Source organism: Algisphaera agarilytica (assembly GCF_014207595.1).
In the GTDB taxonomy this organism is placed as follows: domain Bacteria; phylum Planctomycetota; class Phycisphaerae; order Phycisphaerales; family Phycisphaeraceae; genus Algisphaera; species Algisphaera agarilytica.
Genome location: NZ_JACHGY010000001.1, coordinates 2718934 through 2735450, shown reverse-complemented (window position 1 = coordinate 2735450; position 16517 = coordinate 2718934). Strand labels below are relative to the sequence as shown.

At 62.6% G+C, this 16517-nt stretch carries 16 protein-coding genes; 4 read left to right on the top strand and 12 right to left on the bottom strand.

The features are described 5' to 3' along the window. Positions 1-61: 61 nt before the first annotated feature. The 4 genes from HNQ40_RS11805 to HNQ40_RS11790 all read right to left on the bottom strand — a co-directional run bounded on the left by HNQ40_RS11805 (position 62) and on the right by HNQ40_RS11790 (position 4704). Positions 62-922 carry a hypothetical protein gene (locus tag HNQ40_RS11805; protein ID WP_184678033.1) on the bottom strand — a complete coding sequence of 287 codons (861 nt, stop codon included), beginning with the start codon at positions 920-922 and terminating at the stop codon, positions 62-64. A gap of 8 nt (positions 923-930) precedes the next feature. Next, positions 931-2382, bottom strand: a complete 1452-nt coding sequence (locus HNQ40_RS11800; RefSeq protein ID WP_246402841.1) for a PhoH family protein — start codon at positions 2380-2382, stop codon at positions 931-933. A gap of 166 nt (positions 2383-2548) precedes the next feature. Further along, positions 2549-3127 (bottom strand): GNAT family N-acetyltransferase, encoded by a 579-nt coding sequence (locus HNQ40_RS11795; protein WP_184678032.1) that lies wholly within the window; start codon positions 3125-3127, stop codon positions 2549-2551. Further along, positions 3124-4704, bottom strand: coding sequence for a 2-isopropylmalate synthase (locus HNQ40_RS11790; protein WP_184678031.1), 1581 nt, complete (start codon positions 4702-4704; stop codon positions 3124-3126). Before HNQ40_RS11790 ends, HNQ40_RS11795 begins: the two co-directional genes overlap by 4 nt. A gap of 477 nt (positions 4705-5181) precedes the next feature. Between HNQ40_RS11790 and uxuA the strand changes: the two genes are divergently transcribed. Further along, positions 5182-6240 carry a mannonate dehydratase gene (uxuA, locus tag HNQ40_RS11785; protein WP_184678030.1) on the top strand — a complete coding sequence of 353 codons (1059 nt, stop codon included), beginning with the start codon at positions 5182-5184 and terminating at the stop codon, positions 6238-6240. Between the two features lie 195 nt (positions 6241-6435). Here the strand turns inward: uxuA and HNQ40_RS11780 are convergent, their stop codons facing one another. Then, a complete protein-coding gene (locus HNQ40_RS11780; RefSeq protein WP_390675694.1) occupies positions 6436-7866 on the bottom strand; it encodes an NADP-dependent isocitrate dehydrogenase in 1431 nt (476 codons plus the stop codon). A gap of 228 nt (positions 7867-8094) precedes the next feature. Here HNQ40_RS11780 and HNQ40_RS11775 point away from each other — a divergent pair, with 228 nt between their 5' ends. Beyond that, a complete protein-coding gene (locus HNQ40_RS11775) occupies positions 8095-8424 on the top strand; it encodes a helix-turn-helix transcriptional regulator (RefSeq protein ID WP_184678028.1) in 330 nt (109 codons plus the stop codon). A 7-nt stretch (positions 8425-8431) separates the two neighbouring features. Here HNQ40_RS11775 and HNQ40_RS11770 read toward each other — a convergent pair whose 3' ends face one another. Together HNQ40_RS11770 and HNQ40_RS11765 are read right to left on the bottom strand one after the other, a co-directional pair. Continuing rightward, a complete protein-coding gene (locus tag HNQ40_RS11770; RefSeq protein ID WP_221435506.1) occupies positions 8432-9589 on the bottom strand; it encodes a hypothetical protein in 1158 nt (385 codons plus the stop codon). Positions 9590-9603: 14 nt separating this feature from the next. Then, positions 9604-10062, bottom strand: coding sequence for an ArnT family glycosyltransferase (locus HNQ40_RS11765; protein WP_184678026.1), 459 nt, complete (start codon positions 10060-10062; stop codon positions 9604-9606). A gap of 103 nt (positions 10063-10165) precedes the next feature. On the opposite strand from HNQ40_RS11765, the gene HNQ40_RS11760 reads away from it, so the two are divergent. Then, the gene (locus HNQ40_RS11760) at positions 10166-12388 is read left to right on the top strand and encodes an NADP-dependent isocitrate dehydrogenase (protein ID WP_184678025.1); all 2223 of its coding nucleotides are present in this window, start codon (positions 10166-10168) and stop codon (positions 12386-12388) included. Between the two features lie 113 nt (positions 12389-12501). On the opposite strand, the gene HNQ40_RS18620 is transcribed toward HNQ40_RS11760, so the two are convergent. After that, positions 12502-13251, bottom strand: a complete 750-nt coding sequence (locus HNQ40_RS18620; protein WP_184678024.1) for a PEP-CTERM sorting domain-containing protein — start codon at positions 13249-13251, stop codon at positions 12502-12504. Between the two features lie 177 nt (positions 13252-13428). Between HNQ40_RS18620 and HNQ40_RS11750 the strand changes: the two genes are divergently transcribed. Then, positions 13429-13575 (top strand): hypothetical protein, encoded by a 147-nt coding sequence (locus tag HNQ40_RS11750; RefSeq protein ID WP_184678023.1) that lies wholly within the window; start codon positions 13429-13431, stop codon positions 13573-13575. Here HNQ40_RS11750 and HNQ40_RS11745 read toward each other — a convergent pair. The 4 genes from HNQ40_RS11745 to HNQ40_RS11730 form a co-directional block, all read right to left on the bottom strand. Further along, entirely contained in the window at positions 13566-13991 is a 426-nt protein-coding gene (locus HNQ40_RS11745; protein ID WP_315852775.1) for a methyl-accepting chemotaxis protein, read from the bottom strand. The genes HNQ40_RS11750 and HNQ40_RS11745 overlap by 10 nt on opposite strands. Before the next feature lie 39 nt (positions 13992-14030). Further along, on the bottom strand, positions 14031-14921 hold the full coding sequence (locus HNQ40_RS11740) for a hypothetical protein (RefSeq protein WP_184678022.1): 891 nt from the start codon (positions 14919-14921) through the stop codon (positions 14031-14033). A 33-nt stretch (positions 14922-14954) separates the two neighbouring features. Then, positions 14955-15266, bottom strand: coding sequence for a hypothetical protein (locus HNQ40_RS11735; protein WP_184678021.1), 312 nt, complete (start codon positions 15264-15266; stop codon positions 14955-14957). 530 nt (positions 15267-15796) lie between these two features. After that, positions 15797-16408: an inorganic diphosphatase gene (locus tag HNQ40_RS11730; RefSeq protein WP_221435505.1), complete on the bottom strand. Its 612-nt coding sequence runs from the start codon at positions 16406-16408 to the stop codon at positions 15797-15799. Positions 16409-16517 lie beyond the last annotated feature (109 nt).

The following is a 16517-nucleotide window of genomic DNA, read 5'->3' as shown; positions in this document are numbered from 1 at the left end:
TGGGCATCGCCCACCATTGCGACATGGCTGCCACGTTCAAAGCCGGTGAGCGGTGCCCACCCTACGACTCTTGTGGCTGGACGATTTCCACATCGGGCAGCCGCTCCCCACACTCCGGACACTCGGGCGTCGTCGGCGAATGCAAGATGTAATCGCAGTGCGGACAACGCGGCTCGATTGCCGCGACGCGCAGGATCATCCGGCATTTCTTGCAACGTGCTTCGGGCGATGTAATGAGTTGTTCTGCTTCACATCGTGGGCATCGAACCTGTATGCCTGCCAGCGTTGACCCAGCCCGACTCATCCGACCGCCACGCAACACTATTAATACAAACGCCAAGGTGAAACACCATGCGATCATCTGCGAGGCCGCAGCCAGATAATACAAGTCGTAACCTGATTCCAAAATAACCAAGTCACCAATCTTGCCAACGGATCGGTGGGCGGTCATGGCAACGATATACAAAACCATAAGCCCCCATGGAACCCATATCGTGCGATTCCAACGCTGCTTGCACACAAGACACCAAAGACAACTCCCCCACAGCCACAAAAGCACAATCAGCCAAATCGAGTCATGGTTCCTGTGATGCGCGATACTCCAGCCATCAGTTGTACTTTCGAAAAGAAAATTCAAAATCTTTAAATCATCGTTCTCGGAGCGAATCCAAATCTCGGCGAGAATGTTGTATATCCATGCAATAAACAAACATCCGCAGCCTGTTACGCAGGCCCACTGTGGCAATCCAAATCGCCTCAGCCCCCATAAACTTGCCGAATAAAGCAGTGAAAAGAGGATAAACCAGAGCCAACCAACGATCGACTCTTGATAGGTCAGACTCTCCGCGAATCTCTCGAGCCAATCGGGAAAGGCATACTCAGGACCTATGACCGTTACACTGTAGCTCAGTATCCACAGCATCTATCCCCCTACAGCTTGTCCGCCGCCAGCGACGCGAGTTCGCTGCGTTCGCTGCGGGCCAGGGTGACGTGGCCGACCTGAGCGCTGCCCTTGAGGCGCTCGATCAGGTAGCTCATGCCATTGGACGACGCGTCGAGGTAGGGGTTGTCGATCTGGGCAACGTCACCGGTGAGGATGATCTTGGTGCCCTCGCCGACGCGAGAGACGATGGTCTTCACTTCGTGGGGCGTGAGGTTCTGGGCTTCGTCGACGATCATGAACTGCATCGGGATCGATCGGCCGCGGATGTAGGTGAGCGGCTCGAGCACGAGTTGGCCCGAACTCTTGAACTGCTCGATGCGCTGCTCGATCGGCTTGGAGTCGGCGACCTGTTGGCCGACGCCGCGGGTGCTCAAGAGGTATTCGAGGTTGTCGAAGATCGGCTGCATCCAGGCGCCGAGCTTCTCATCTTTGTCGCCGGGCAGGTAGCCGATGTCACGGCCCATAGGCATGATCGGACGGGCGACGAGGAGCTTGTCGTAGCGCTGCTCGGTGAAGACCTTGTTCATGCCCGCCGCGAGGGCGAGTAGGGTTTTGCCCGTGCCCGCGGTGCCGAGCAGGGTGATGAGCTTGATGTCGTCGTCGAGCAGGAGGTCCAGGGCCATGGTCTGCTGGACGTTGCGGGCCATGATGCCGAACACGGGCTTGCGCGGCGCGTGGATCGGGATGAGGTGGTCGGTGTCGGCCAGGCGACGGGCGAGACCGGTGTGCGAGTCGTCGAGCGCGTTGCGCAGGTGGACGAACTGGTTGGGCAGGACTTCGATGGTCGAGGTGCTGCCGTCTTCGTATTCGACGGTGAGGTGTGGCTCGATGGCTTCGAATTCGATCTGCTTCTCTTCGTAGAGCCGATCGATCAGTTCGCCGGGCACGTCGAGCTCGGCGTAGCCCTTGTACAGGCGGTCGCTGTCGACCTTCTGCGCCTCGAAGTCCTCGGCGGGCAGGCCGAGCGAGTCGGCCTTGATGCGAACGTTGATGTCCTTGGAGATCATCACCGCGTTCTTGCCCTCGTCCATCAAACGAAGAGCAACGGAGATGATGCGGTTGTCGGGCGCGTCTTCACGCAAGGCCTGGGGGCGTTCTTTGGAGGCGAAGGCGATGCGGACCGTGCCGCCGTGGCCGTTCCACTCCACACCGTCCGCCAGCGGGCCCTTGGCGCGGAGCTTGTCGAGTTGGCGGATCACTTCCCGGCAGTTGCGGCCGGTGTCGTCGTTGTTCTTTTTGAACTTGTCGAGCTCTTCGAGAACCGTGAAGGGGATGACGACGTGGTTGTCGTCAAACATGTAAAGACAGCCGGGGTTGTGGAGCAGGACATTGGTGTCGAGCACGAAGTGTTTGGTCTGCGTACTCGAAGGAGCCTTGGGGGCGTCCTGGGTTTGAGGCTCGGAAGGAGTGAGTTCCGGGGGGGCGGGGGCTTGAGTCAAAGCCGGGGTCTCCTGGATGTGAGCGTGGGCCGCTCAAAGTCTTTCTCTCTTACCATATATCCTATCGGCTGGTTCGGTGATTGCCGATAAAAACCGGTTTTCGAGGGTTAATGGCGGGTTAATCGCTTGGTGACGGCGGTTCAGGGGGATGACATGATGAAAGGCCTCAACCCTGCGCGTCTCGCCAATCCTCGGCGATCATGGCGTAGCAGCGGTGGTCGATGCGGCGCCCGTTCCACTCAAGCACGTGACGCATCGTTCCTTCGAGCGTAAAGCCCAAACGCTCGGGCACACCCCAGCTCGAATGATTCTCGGGCTCGGCTCGGATCGTGATGCGGTGCAGGCCCTGCTCTTTGAAGCCGTAGTCCACCAGCGCCCGGACCGCGCGCGTCATGATGCCCCGGCCGCGTGCCGAGTCGATCAGCCAATAGCCGATGTCGGCGGTGCGTGACCTGAGGTTCCAGTCGGTGTTGTCGTGCTCATCCCAGAACGACCAGCCACATCCGCCGACCAACTCGCCATGCTCAAGAACCGACAACGGCATCGTCTTACGTTCGCCAAACTCCTTGAGCACCGTCGCGATCCACTTCCGCGTGTCATCGACCACCAAGTCGGGTTTACACCACGGCATCCACCGATAGAGCGATTCCTGGCTCGTCATCGCGGCAGCGTAAATCTCCTCGGCGTGGTGCGGCTGCACCAGGCGCAGGCTCACTTCGTCGTCAACCGGAATCAGCAGGCTCATGGCGATTCCGCCTTCACGTCGGGGTCGTCTTCACCCATCGTCGTCGCTGCGACCTTGCGGGCCTCGGCGGTTTTGATGCGGTTGATCGCGGCGACGTACGCATTGGCCGCGGCTTCGATGACGTCGGTGGAGACACCGCGCCCGCGGACCTTGCGGCCGTGGTGGTTGACCTGCACGGTGGCTTCGCCCTGGGCGTCCTTGCCGCCGGTGACGGCACGGGTGTTGTAGTCCTCGAGCTTGACCTTAACGCCGGTGAGTTTTTGCACCGCCGAGAAGATCGCGTCGAGCGGGCCGTCGCCGGTCTCGGTGTCTTCGCGTTCTTCGCCGGACGAGTCACGCATCGTGACTGTGGCCGAGGGCGCAACGCCCGAGCCGCTGTTGACCTGGAAGCTGACCAGCTCCCACAGGGGCGCCGCGTTCTCCAGCGTGGTGTCGATCATCGCTTCGATGTCTTCATCAAAGACGTCTTTCTTCTTGTCGGCCAAGGCTTTGAACGTCTCGTACACGCGGTTGAGCGTGTCGTCGTCGATGGTGTAGCCCAGCTGTTTGATACGGTCGCCCAGCGCGTGTCGGCCCGAGTGCTTGCCCAGCACCAGCTTGGACTCGGGGACGCCGATGGTCTGCGGGTCCATGATCTCGTAGGTGTTGCGGTTCTTGAGCATGCCGTCCTGGTGGATGCCCGACTCGTGAGCAAACGCGTTCTGCCCGACCAACGCCTTGTTGCGCTGGACCTGCAGGCCGGTCAGGGTCGAGACCATGCGTGAGGTCGGGTAGAGCTTGCTGATGTCGATGTTGGTGTTGTACTTCTCGTAGTAGTCGGCGCGGGTGCGCATGGCCATGACGATCTCTTCGAGCGCGGCGTTGCCCGCACGCTCGCCGATGCCGTTGATGGTGCACTCGATCTGGCGGGCGCCGTTCTGCATCGCGCTCAGCGAGTTGGCGACAGCCAAGCCCAGGTCGTTGTGGCAGTGGCTGGACAGGTAGATGCCCTTCTCGTCGATGATCGGCAGCTGCTCGCGGACGTAGGCAAAGATGTGGCCATACTCTTCGGGGACCGAGTAGCCGACGGTGTCGGGGATGTTGATCGTCGTCGCGCCCGCTTCGATCACGGCGGCGGTGATGTCGACCAGGTAGTTCAGCTCGGTCCGGCTGCCGTCCTCGGGGGAGAACTCGACATCCTCGACGTAGCCGCGGGCCTGCTCGACGCTGTGCTGCGACAGCTCGATGATCTGCTCGAAGGCTTTTTTCAGCTTGTGCTCGCGGTGGATCTTGCTCGTCGCGCAGAAGACGTGGATACGGCCCTGCTTGGCGTGTTTCACCGCCTCGCCCGCACGATCGATGTCGCGGGGGACGCAGCGGGCCAGGCCGCAGACGATCGGCTTGGTCAGTTCGTGGGCGATCGCGCTGACCGCGTCGAAGTCGCCCTGGCTGGTGATGGGGAAACCGGCCTCGATGACATCGACGCCCAGGGCCTCGAGCTGGCGGGCGATCTCGAGCTTCTCGGCGTGGTTCAGCGAAGCGCCGGGCGATTGCTCGCCATCACGGAGGGTCGTGTCGAAGATGCGGATGTCGGTCATGGCAGGCTCGGGGTTAAAGAGGCGTAAGGGTTGAGGTTCGAGGCGTGGGGTTCATAAGTACACAAAAAAACCCTGTCGGGCGTGGCCGGACAGGGTTGGCGTGTGTGCGTTAAGCAGCAGCGAACCTTATCCAGCCCAATCCATAAGCAGCAAGCCGTTTAGCTTGTTGCCGAGGAGCGAGAGAATAAGGGAGTCGCGGTGCATGTGCGAAAATGTAGTCGTGCGGGTGGGGGATGTCAACGACGAAATCGATGAACGATTGAGGTTCACCTTCACCGATATCGGCTGGCCGAAACTCTTCCGCCACTTGTTTTTGTAACAACCTCTCGCCGGGCAAGCGATGGCTTGGGTTCCCGCGGGCCACCTCACGCCGCGATCGCCTCGGCGGCTCACGCAAGATTTCCGCGATCGATTTGACATCAACCCCCTTGATTATATATTTAATTCACCCGCCAGAATCCCCCCTGAGTTTTACCCATGAAAATGACCATGCGATGGTTCGGCACGGATGACCCCGTGCCGCTGAGCAAAATCCGTCAAATCCCCGGCGTCACCGGGATCGTCAGCGCGATCTACGACGTCGAGGTCGGCGACGTTTGGCCCTTCGAGAAGATCGCGGCCCTGCGTCAGATCATCAACCAGGAAGGCCTCGAGCTCGACGTCATCGAGTCGATCTCGGTCCACGAAGACATCAAGCTCGGCCTGCCCACACGCGACGACTACATCGATGCGTACTGCGAATCGATCCGCAATGTCGGCAAGGCCGGCATCCCCACGCTCTGCTACAACTTCATGCCCGTGTTCGACTGGACACGGACCAATCTCCAGCACACCCTCGCCGACGGATCGCACGCCCTGAGCTTCTGCTACGAAGAGCTCAACGACATCGATCTTGATGCCGAGGGCGCCGCGAACCTGCCCGGCTGGTCGACCGTGTACACGCCCGAGCGGTTCAAAGAACTCATCGAGCAGTTCCGGGCGCTGGGCACCGACACGCTGTGGAACAACCTGACCTACTTCCTGGAGCGGGTGGTTCCCGTCGCGGAAGAGGCGGGCGTGAAGATGGCGATCCACCCGGACGATCCGCCGTGGTCGATCCTGGGCCTGCCGCGCATCGTCACGGGCGAGGCGGCCTACGAACGCATCACCCGCGTGGTCGACAGCCCGTCCAACGGCATCACCGTCTGCACCGGCTCCCTGGGCGCGAGCCTCAGCAACGACCTCCCGCAGATCGTCAGCAAGTTCGGCAAGCGTAACCGCATCAACTTTGTGCACATGCGCAACGTCGCGGTCACCGGCAACAAGCAGTTCCACGAAGCCCCCCACCTCTCCCGCCTCGGCACCGTGGACATGTACGCGGTGATGAAGGCGCTGGTCGCCACCGGCTACGACGGCCCGCTGCGTCCGGACCACGGCCGGATGATCTGGGGCGAAGAAGGCCGACCGGGCTACGGCCTGTTCGACCGCTCGCTGGGCCTGATGTATCTGCAAGGCCTGATGGAAGCCGCCAAGAGCCAACGCAACAGCCAGTGGTAGACCATCTTTGGAGATGGGAAATAAAAGACGGCCCGCGGAGAGGGGACGCGGGCCGTCCGGGAGACGGGGAAGATCAATTGTGAAGCCGGGTTGTGGTCGGCCAGCCCGTGGGTAGGGATTGATATCGTCTGGCATGTTCCAGACGATGTTCATTTCAAGTCGGGCGGTCGGCGGACCGTTCACCTGGATCTTTCATCATTGGCCTTGCCCCAAGGAGTATCCGGGCTTGCCGTCGAAGGTGTAGAGGTTCTCGGTTTTGATCACGTCCAGCCCGTGGTTGTCCAGGTGCGTGAGCAGCAGGATCAACTGCTTGGGCGTGGTTGAAACATCTTGCTCAAACTTTTCGTGCGCCTGCCGGGGAACGAACCGGCAGCGCCAGTGGTCGGTGCAGAAGGTCTCGGGGAAGCCCGATGGCCAAACCTTCACCCCACGGTTGGTGATCATCTGGAGCTCGAGGCCCGAGCTCTGCGAGACGTATTTCAGGCGGGCCGCGAGCCGTTGGGGGTCACGCCGGGGCTCGTCCCAGTCGAGGAAGACATCCACCCCCACCAATTGCTTGAACGGCTTGGAGGGCGGAACCTTACGGCTGAGCACCTTGACCTCGGCGGGTTCGGGCGCGGTGTGGTATTGCACCGCCTTGAGCTGCCGGGGCTTGAGGTCGAGGCGATCGATCACCGCGTCGGCGAACTCGGCGGTGCCGACTTTCAGTTGGCTCACGTCCGGGTCGTAGAGGTCGGGCGTGTGGATGCCGTCTTCGATCGTAGCGAGCAAGGCGTTGTGGATGCGCTCGGCCACGTCGGGCTTGCCCAGGTGGACGAGCATCTGCACCGCGGCCAGGATCAGCCCCGAGGGGTTGGCCACGTCTTGGCCGGCGATGTCCGGGGCGCTGCCGTGGATCGCTTCGAACATCGCGCAGTCTTCGCCGATGTTCGACGTGCCGCAGAGGCCGACGCTGCCGGCGATCTGCGCGGCGATGTCGCTGATGATGTCGCCGTAGAGGTTCGGGGTGACGATCACATCGAACCGCTCGGGCTGATCGGCGAGCATGGCGGCGCCGATGTCGATGATCCAGTGGTCGTGTTCGATCTCGGGGTATTCGGGGGCGATCTCGTCAAAGACCTGGTGGAACAGCCCGTCGGTCGCCTTCATGATGTTGTCTTTGGTGAAGCAGCTCACGCGCTTCCGTCCCGTGGACCGGGCGTACTCGAAGGCGTAGCGGACGATCTTCTCGCAGCCGGGCCGGGAGATGAGCTTGAGGCACTGCGTGACCTCGGAGGTCTGTCGGTGCTCGATACCGCCGTAGGTGTCTTCTTCGTTCTCGCGGACGATGACGACATCCATGCCGGGGTGTTTGCTGGCGACAAACGGGGTGTAGGCGACGCACGGCCGGACGTTGGCGTAGAGGCCCAGCGTCTTGCGGGTGGTGACGTTGAGGGACTTGAAGCCGCCGCCCTGGGGCGTGGTGATAGGGGCCTTGAGGAAGACCTTGTTGGCGCGGAGGGTGTCCCAGGACTCGGGCTCGATGCCGGCCGAGACGCCGCGTTCGTAGACCTTCTCGCCGATCTCGATCGTGTCGTAGCCGAGGTCGGCCCCGGCGAGGTCGAGGATGCTGAGGGTGGCGGCCATGATCTCCGGCCCGATGCCGTCGCCGTAGGCCACCGCGATACGGGTCCGGGTCTGGGGTTGATCGGACAGCAGGGAGGCGGGGGCTTCGAGATCGGCCAGGGAATGCTTGAGGGCGGCGGTCATCGGGGGGTCTCCGGACGAGGTTTATGGTAAAATCTATCTGGAAAACAAATGCACGAATTAATTTTCGTGAAAACTTTATCCCAATTTTAGGATCGTGTCAAGCCCATGGCCCAAAAAAAATCCGCGCCCAGCTCCCGCCCGTCCGACGAGGCCGATAACCACGTGCAGTTCACGTTTCTCAGCAACCACTCGCATGTTTTGCTGCTGCTCGCCCTCGAGCCGGACCTACGGCTACGCGACCTCGCCACGCAGGTGAACATCACCGAGCGGGCCGTGCAGAAGATCGTCGCCGACCTGGAAGCCGCCGGGATCGTGACCCGGGAGAAAGAAGGCCGGCGCAACCACTACACCATCCACCGCAATCAGCCGCTGCGTCACCCCGTCGAGGCGCACCGCACCGTCGACGACCTGATCAAGATGGTGCACGGCAAGTAGGCGTTGATCACGGCACGCGGACCATCCACATCGTGTCGCCGTCCAGGACGATCTCCTGCGGCTGCCAGCGTCCGATGTCTTCACGGTCGCGGATGAGTTCCCATTCGTAGTCCTGCAGCACGCACCACGCGCCGGGCCGCAGCGAATGGCCGAGCGTGAGCCAGTCCGCGGGGAGCTTCGTCGGCCAGACGCCGGAGTGGTGGTACATCTCCGGGTGGTCAAACACGGTCTTGGTGGCGTACACCGCCGGGGCATCGGCGACGGTCTCGCGGAGCTGAGCCGAGGCGGCGAGCACGCCTTTGTCGTGTTTGTCCGACAGCCAGCGCCCGCCGAAGGTGCTCATCGTGGCGAGCAGCGTTAATGACAGCGCCACCAAACCCCAGCCCGCACGGTGGCGGACGAGTTCGACCAGCGCCCAGATGCTCGCCGCGATCGCCAGACCCGCAGTGATCCACGGCCAGCTCATGTCGTGCGCTCCAGTGGACGTCTTCGCCAGCACGCCCGAGCCCACGGCGAGCACGATCGCAAACACCGACATGCCCGCCCGCACGGCTTCACGCCCTTTGTCGCCGCCCACCATCGCCTCCCACCGCCCCGCCACCGCCGCGGCGAACATCGGCACCATCACCAGCAACGTGTAGTAGTAACGCGGCTGCCGTAGGCCCACGACCAGGCTCACCAGCGCCCCGGCTACGAACGCCGCCAACAAACCGATCAGGAGTCGCCGTTCGCGCTCTTCCCACGTGCCGCGTCGAAGCCCGAGGATCACGGGGATCGCCAGCAGGCATGCGGGAAGTGCATACGTTGGCGATAGCAGCGCTGCGCCGATGGCTCGGCCGTAGCGTGCCAGCCCGGATCCGCCCATGTAACCGGACACTTCATTCATCCCCGTGGTGTCGACCGCCCCGTCGCTGGCGCTGCTCATCCGCATCCACACCAGCGTGGCCCATACGCCGAACCCCACTACTCCCAACACGATCGGCAGCCACAGCTTGGCGCGGAACAGGCTGCGGAAGAACCCTTTCCACCCCCGCCCCCAACTCTGCACCCGGCCGCCTCGCCAATTCGACGCCACCGCCACACCAACCCACGCCCCCAACACCGCCGGCCCCTTGAGCAGCCACATCGCCATACCCCCGATCACCACCATCGCCATCGCACCCATGGCCAACGCTTCCCCTACACCCCCGCCTCCATCAGGCCCACCACACACAACCCGACCGCCAACGTGTTCGCCGCGTCGATGTCCGCCGATCGCGCCATGGTCCACCACGAAAACAACGACACCGCCGCCGCCCCCGCTGCCAACGCCCCCATCGTTCCGAACCAGCGCCCGCCCCACCACGCCAACAACGCCACCAGCCCCGCGATCGACAGCACCCCGGGCAGCCGCCAGACCCACTCGGTCGGCTGCCCCACCACCCCCTCGGCCCCCGCGATCAGCCAGTACTGCCCCGGGGGCTTACGCAGATAAGTCTGCCCGAACAACGTCGGCACCACATATTCCCCCCGCTCGAGCATCTGCGAGCCCGTCATCGCGCGGTGACCCTCGGTCCCCGTCAGCGGCGCATCGGCCAACCCGGGCCACAACGCCGCTGCCGTCAACACCCCCCAAGCCAGCACCACACCCCATCTCATCCCGCAGGTCTCCTTGACCCCCCGCTTGAAATTGCATTGACACTATACTCCTCACTCCCCAGAAGAATTTGCCCGCTTTTCCCCGCACCCGGAAGCCCGCCCGATGTCCGACGCCACGCCCACGATCATCTACACCAAGACCGACGAAGCCCCCGCCCTGGCGACCTACTCGCTGCTGCCGATCATCCGGTCCTTCACCCAGGCCGCGGGCATCGGCGTCGAGATCAAGGACATCTCGCTGGCCGGGCGGATCATCGCGTTGTTCCCCGATCGGCTCAACCCCGAGCAGCAGCAGTCCGACGCCCTGGCGGAGCTCGGCGAACTCGCCAAGACGCCCGGGGCCAACATCATCAAGCTCCCCAACATCTCCGCCTCCATCCCCCAGCTCACCGCCGCCATCGCTGAGCTGCAGGAGCACGGCTACAACATCCCCGACTACCCCGCCTCCCCCGCCAACGCCGAAGAAGAAGCCATCAAAGCCGCCTACGCCAAAGTGCTGGGCAGCGCGGTGAACCCCGTGCTGCGTGAGGGCAACTCCGACCGCCGCGTCGCTGGCCCGGTGAAGGAATACGCAAAGGCCAACCCGCACTCCATGGGCGCTTGGTCGTCTGACTCCAAGACCCACGTCGCCCACATGAGCGACCACGACTTCTTCGGCAGCGAGCTGTCGCACACCTGCGCGGGCCCCACCACCGTCAGCATCAACCTGGTTAGCGACGGCGAAACCACCACGCTGAAGGAAGGCCTCGCCCTCTTGGAAGGTGAAGTCATCGACGCCCAGGTCATGAGCGCCAAGGCCCTGCGAAGCTTCCTCGCCGAGCAGGTCGCCGACGCGAAGGCCAAGGACGTGTTGTTCTCGCTGCACATGAAGGCCACGATGATGAAGGTCAGCGACCCGATCATCTTCGGCCACTGCGTCGAGGTGTACTTCGCTGATCTCTTCGAGAAGTACGCCGACCTGTTTGCCAAGCTGGGCGTGAACGCCAAGAACGGCTTCGGCGATGTGGTGGCGAAGATCGCCGACCTCCCCGCCGAGCAGAAGGCCGCGATCGAGGCCGATATCCAGGCGGTCTACGACAGCCAACCCGCCCTGGCGATGGTCGACTCGGACAAGGGCATCACCAACCTGCACGTGCCCAGCGACGTGATCATCGACGCCTCGATGCCCGCCATGATCCGCGCGTCGGGTCAGATGTGGGGCCCCGATGGAAAGCAGAAAGACACGAAGTGTGTCATCCCCGACCGCTGCTACGCCGGGGTGTACCGCGAGACGATCGACTTCTGCATCGAACACGGCGCGTTCGACCCGTCGACCATGGGCAGCGTCGCCAACGTCGGGCTCATGGCCAAGAAGGCCGAGGAGTACGGCAGCCACGACAAGACCTTCGAACTCCCCGCCGCCGGCCAAGTGCAGGTCGTCGATCAGGACGGCAAAAGCATCTTTAACTTCGACGTCGAGACAGGCGACATTTTCCGGATGTGCCAGACCAAAGACGTCGCGATCCGCGACTGGGTCAAGCTCGCCGTCACCCGCGCCAAGCTCACCGGCAGCCCCGCGATCTTCTGGCTCGATGAAAACCGCGCCCACGACGCCCAGCTCATCGCAAAGGTCAACGCCTACCTCCCCGACCACGACACCACGGGCCTGGACATCCAGATCCTCGCCCCCGTCGAGGCGACCCGCCACGCGTTGCAGCGATGCAAGGACGGGCAGGACACCATCGCCGTCACCGGCAACGTGCTGCGGGACTACCTGACCGACCTCTTCCCCATCCTCGAGCTGGGCACCTCCGCCAAGATGCTGTCCATCGTCCCGCTGCTCGCGGGCGGCGGCCTCTTCGAAACCGGCGCGGGCGGCAGCGCTCCCAAGCACGTCCAGCAGTTTGTGCAGGAAGCCCACCTCCGCTGGGACAGCCTTGGCGAGTTCCTCGCATTGGCCGTGTCCATCGAAGACCTCGCCCAGAAGACCGGCAACGCCGCCGCCCAGGTCCTCGCCGACACGCTCAACGCCGCGACGACCCAACTGCTCAACGAAAACAAATCCCCGCTGCGTAAGGTCGGCCAACTCGACAACCGCGGCAGCCACTTCTACCTCGCGCTGTACTGGGCCCAGGCCCTCGCCGCCCAGACCGAGAACGCCGAGCTACAAGCCCAGTTCGCCCCGCTCGCGGAATCGCTGTCGAGCAACGAAGCAAAGATCCTCGCCGAGATCGACGCCACCCAAGGCAAACCCGTCGACCTCGGCGGCTACTTCCAGCCCGACGACGCCAAGGCCAGCGCCGCGATGCGCCCCAGCGCAACCTTCAATGCAGCCCTCGGCAGCTAACGCACACCCTCCCTCCCAAAACCACAACCGCCCACGGCCAAAACCGTGAGCGGTTTCACTTTAGCCCCGGGTCAATGACCCGGGGCCGCCGCGGCTTTCACAACACATCCCACTCACACCGCACCAACCAACGCCCCTCGCCTCCGCCCCGCCATCGCCACCACCAACCCCGCCAGCACTAGCCCCGTCGTCGGCTCCGGCACCGTGTCGAACAGCCGCAGCTCGAAGTCATACGACCCCGTCACCGGGTTGCCCGCGTTGATCCCGCCGCTCACCCCCGCGTCGCCGACGATGGTGTACGTGCCCGGGTCCAGCGTCCCCGCGTCGGCGAACGGCACCACCTCGACCAGCCCGTCAAAGTCCGGCCCCTGATCGGCGAAGCCGAACGACGTGAAAACCGTGTCCATCGGATCGGGCGAAAACGTCTCGGTCCCCTTGAGCAGCGCGACCCGGTAGCCACCCGCGCCGCCCGCCCCGTCGATGTAGGTGCCCGTGCCGGTGAGGCTGTAGTTCGTGCTCATGTCGACCGTGAACGTGACCGCGTACTCGCTGTCGGCAAAGGTCAGCGTGAACGTCTCGACCGAGTCGTACGACACATTGCCCGCCGCATCGAAAACAAAGTCGGGGCCGTCCACACCCTGCGATGACGTCTGGGCCGCAAACGCGTTGCTGACCTGCGGCGGCGGGTCGCCAATGACCAGGCCCTCGTCGATCGTGTCGTCGAACAAACCAAAGCCCGGCGCGGCGTTCGTGACATCGACATTGTCCGCCGGCCCGGTCCGCGCCTGGATCAACACCGACGTCTCGCGGTCTTGTGCATCGAGCGTCACGTTGCCCGCCACAATAGGAAACGCTCCGGCCACCGCGCCAATGATGCCCAATAGAACAAAACCTGTCCTGCCATTTGCGCTCCGCAGCTTCATCGCATTACCTCGTGGAAAAATCGGAATACCACCAAGGATACGAGAACAGCCGGAAGGCCTGCGCGGCCAAGTGACAATATTAACGCTGTCTATACACACCTGAGCGATTAACGCATTTTGAACTGCTCAGCCAGCTTGGTGAGCTGCTCGTTCCGCTCGGCCAACAACGTCACCGACTCGCTCATGGACGATGAGGCGTCGCCGACTTCGGAGAAACCCGCGCTGAGCTTCTGGATGTCGGCGTCGACGTCCCGCTATCGATAGAGGATGCTCTCGAGGATCTCCGCAGCGGTCGCGCTCTGCTCCACGCACTCATCGGCCTTCTGGCTGTTGCGTTCCATCTCCTCACGGGCCCGGCTCGTCTCGATGTTGATCTCGGAGATGGCCTTCTGGATTTCCTCGGTCACGCTCGCCGTGCGGTCCGCGAGTTTGCGAACCTCGTCGGCCACAACCGCGAAGCCCCGCCCGTGTTCGCCGCCCCGCGCCGACTCGATCGCGGCGTTCAACGCCAAGAGGTTCGTTTGGTCGGCGATGTCCTGGATCACCGTGACAAGCGACCCGATGTGTTGGCTCCGGCCGTCGAGTTGGCTCACCAATTCGCCGCCCTGCTGTACGCCTTCGCCGATCACACGCAGGCCCTGAATGGTTTCGCCGATCACTTGGCTGCCCTGTTCCGCCACACTGCTGGCTTAACTGGCGTTTCCGCTGATCGCCTTGGCTTACTGGAGCATGCTTTCGGCCGTCTGCGCCATCTCCTGTGTGCCCGCCGAGATCGACATCGATGAAGACGACGCCTCGCGCGCCGCGCCGTGTACTTCTTCGATGATGCCACGCAGGGTCTTGATGAAACCGTTCATGGTGTTCGCCAGCTCGACGGTCACCCCGTCGAAGCGGGAGTCGACCTGCTCGGTCAGGTCGCAGGTGGTCTCGATATGCTTGATGTACTGGATCATGCCGTCGACCGAGCGGGCGATGCCGACTTGGCCGACTAGTTCGAGCTCAGCTTCCCGTTCGGCGATCTGTATCATCTCGCGGGCCGAGCGACGGATCCCGCCCATCAACAGCCCGACCTCGATCACCACCCAGACCGCGTGCTCCAGCCAGAGCCACTGCCTCGCGCCCACGTAGCCGTAGATCGATTGCTGCCCAAAGATGCCGCGGGCCACGTGATCCCCCGCGACCAGCACGGTCATCACCACCAACACCCAAGGGTCGCGGTAAATCGCCAACACCGCCAGCGAGACAAACACCGCAAAGTGCCACTCGATCCGGCCGCCGCCGAAGTGGATCATCAGCGCGACCACGCGCGCGTGCGCGACGGTCATGCTCAGCCGGGCAGTGCGTGTTCCACGTCGGTACCAACCCATCAACGCGGTGGGCAGGCAGATCACCCCGCCCAGCAGCAAGGCCGCCCAGACGTGGATGTGCGTCGCGCTCTCTTCGCCGACCCAGGTCCGTGACGAAATTACCAGGGCCTGCACAATCAACACGCCCCACTGCACGAGTAGGGCTACGGCAAATACGCGGTCATTGCCACGCCAGAGGTCGCGGTAGGCGTGATCGAGTTTCGAATTAATGAGATCAGCTTTGTCTTGTTCAATAGAAATCATGATCCGATACTTTCTGTAACTACAAATCTCGATTTACAGCTCCCAATTTTGATTAGCGTTTTGGCATCGGCAGTTCAGCGGGCAGCCGTAAACGGTCGCGTCTTGAAGGAGAGGAAGCTGTGTGTCTTCCTTGATCAACGACTCGATCCCGTCCAATCCCAGGGTCCGGCCTTCGTGCTCCCGTGAGGGCGTGATGCCGCCGCTAAACAGTAAGCCGTGATCCGTGTCGTAAACCAGAACGTGGCCGCTGGCTTCAACCGTGAAGCGTTTCGCTTCTTGGCCATCGTGGGCCAAGATCACTTCGGCCCCGGGGATGCCCTGGGCCATCGTTTTCAGCCGGGTCACGGCCCATTCGTCGCGACGCCGTTCGGTATCGAAGAAAACGATCTGGGTGTTAAATATTTCGGGGTGTTTCGCGGATAACGCGCGGATGTTGGCCAGCGTAGCGGTCGTGCACGGGCAGTCGGTGTGGGCAAAAACTAATCACTTCGAAATCGTCGAACGGGGCTTGCAAGCCCGAACCCGATGGCCAGAACGGAGGCGCTTGGCCGGCAGCGCCGGACGCGTTCACGATCGTAAACCCGGACGCGACCAACACGAACCAAACCCCGACTAATCCCCAAGCGAACCAACCGTGTGGGGAGGCGACGGCAGATTCGTTTTCCAAAGTTGAACTTGGACAGTTCATAAATTCCTTTATCGCCACACCGGGAGTTCCAATAATCTCAAACACCGTGAGCGATGGAATAACCATAATTTCATACGGACCGCAACCCGGATCGTTGTTTCAACTTAATCAACTCAGACCTTTGATAGCGCAGAATAAAGCAGGGCACTGTTGCCTTCGTAACAGACGATTTCTAATCTGGCTTAGATCACGCCGCGTCGCTGGATCGCCGCAGCGGACGCTGAGCTTCCTGGGTGATGTCTTCATCCCGACGCTTCTGCATCGTTTCAAAACGCTCGATACAGCTGAGGATCTCGGCGTGGGCTTCTTCGATGTCGCCCCAGCCGTTGGTGACGACCTGATTGCCGCCTTCGAGTTCTTTATAGGTCGCAAAGAAGTGTTCGACCTCACGCAGGAAGTGCTTGGGCACGTCGCTGATGTCCAGGTAGTCGGCGAAGATCGGGTCGGTGTTGGGAACCGCCAGGACCTTGAAGTCGTTGTCGCCCTTATCGGTCATGCGAAACAGGCCCAGCGGGCGGCATTCGATCAGGCAGCCCGCGAAGGTCGGTTCGTTGACCATCACCAGCACGTCCAGCGGGTCGCCGTCCTCGGCATGGGTGCGCGGGACGAAGCCGTAATCGCCGGGGTACATCGCCGAGCTGTACAAATATCGGTCGAGCTTGATCAGGCCCGAGGTCTTGTCGACTTCGAACTTGCTCCGCCGCTTCTTGGGGATCTCCACGATCATATTCACGATCTGGGGGATCTGCTCCGGGTCGGGCCCGGGCGCGAGTTGCATGTAACGATTGGGCAGCGGCATAAAGTCTCTCTCTCGGACACACGGCAGGATGGCCCCATCAACACCGGGGCAGCGCATGCACCACCCGGTCGTGATGCAACCACACGGGTGTATCGTCCAACGCGGGCCG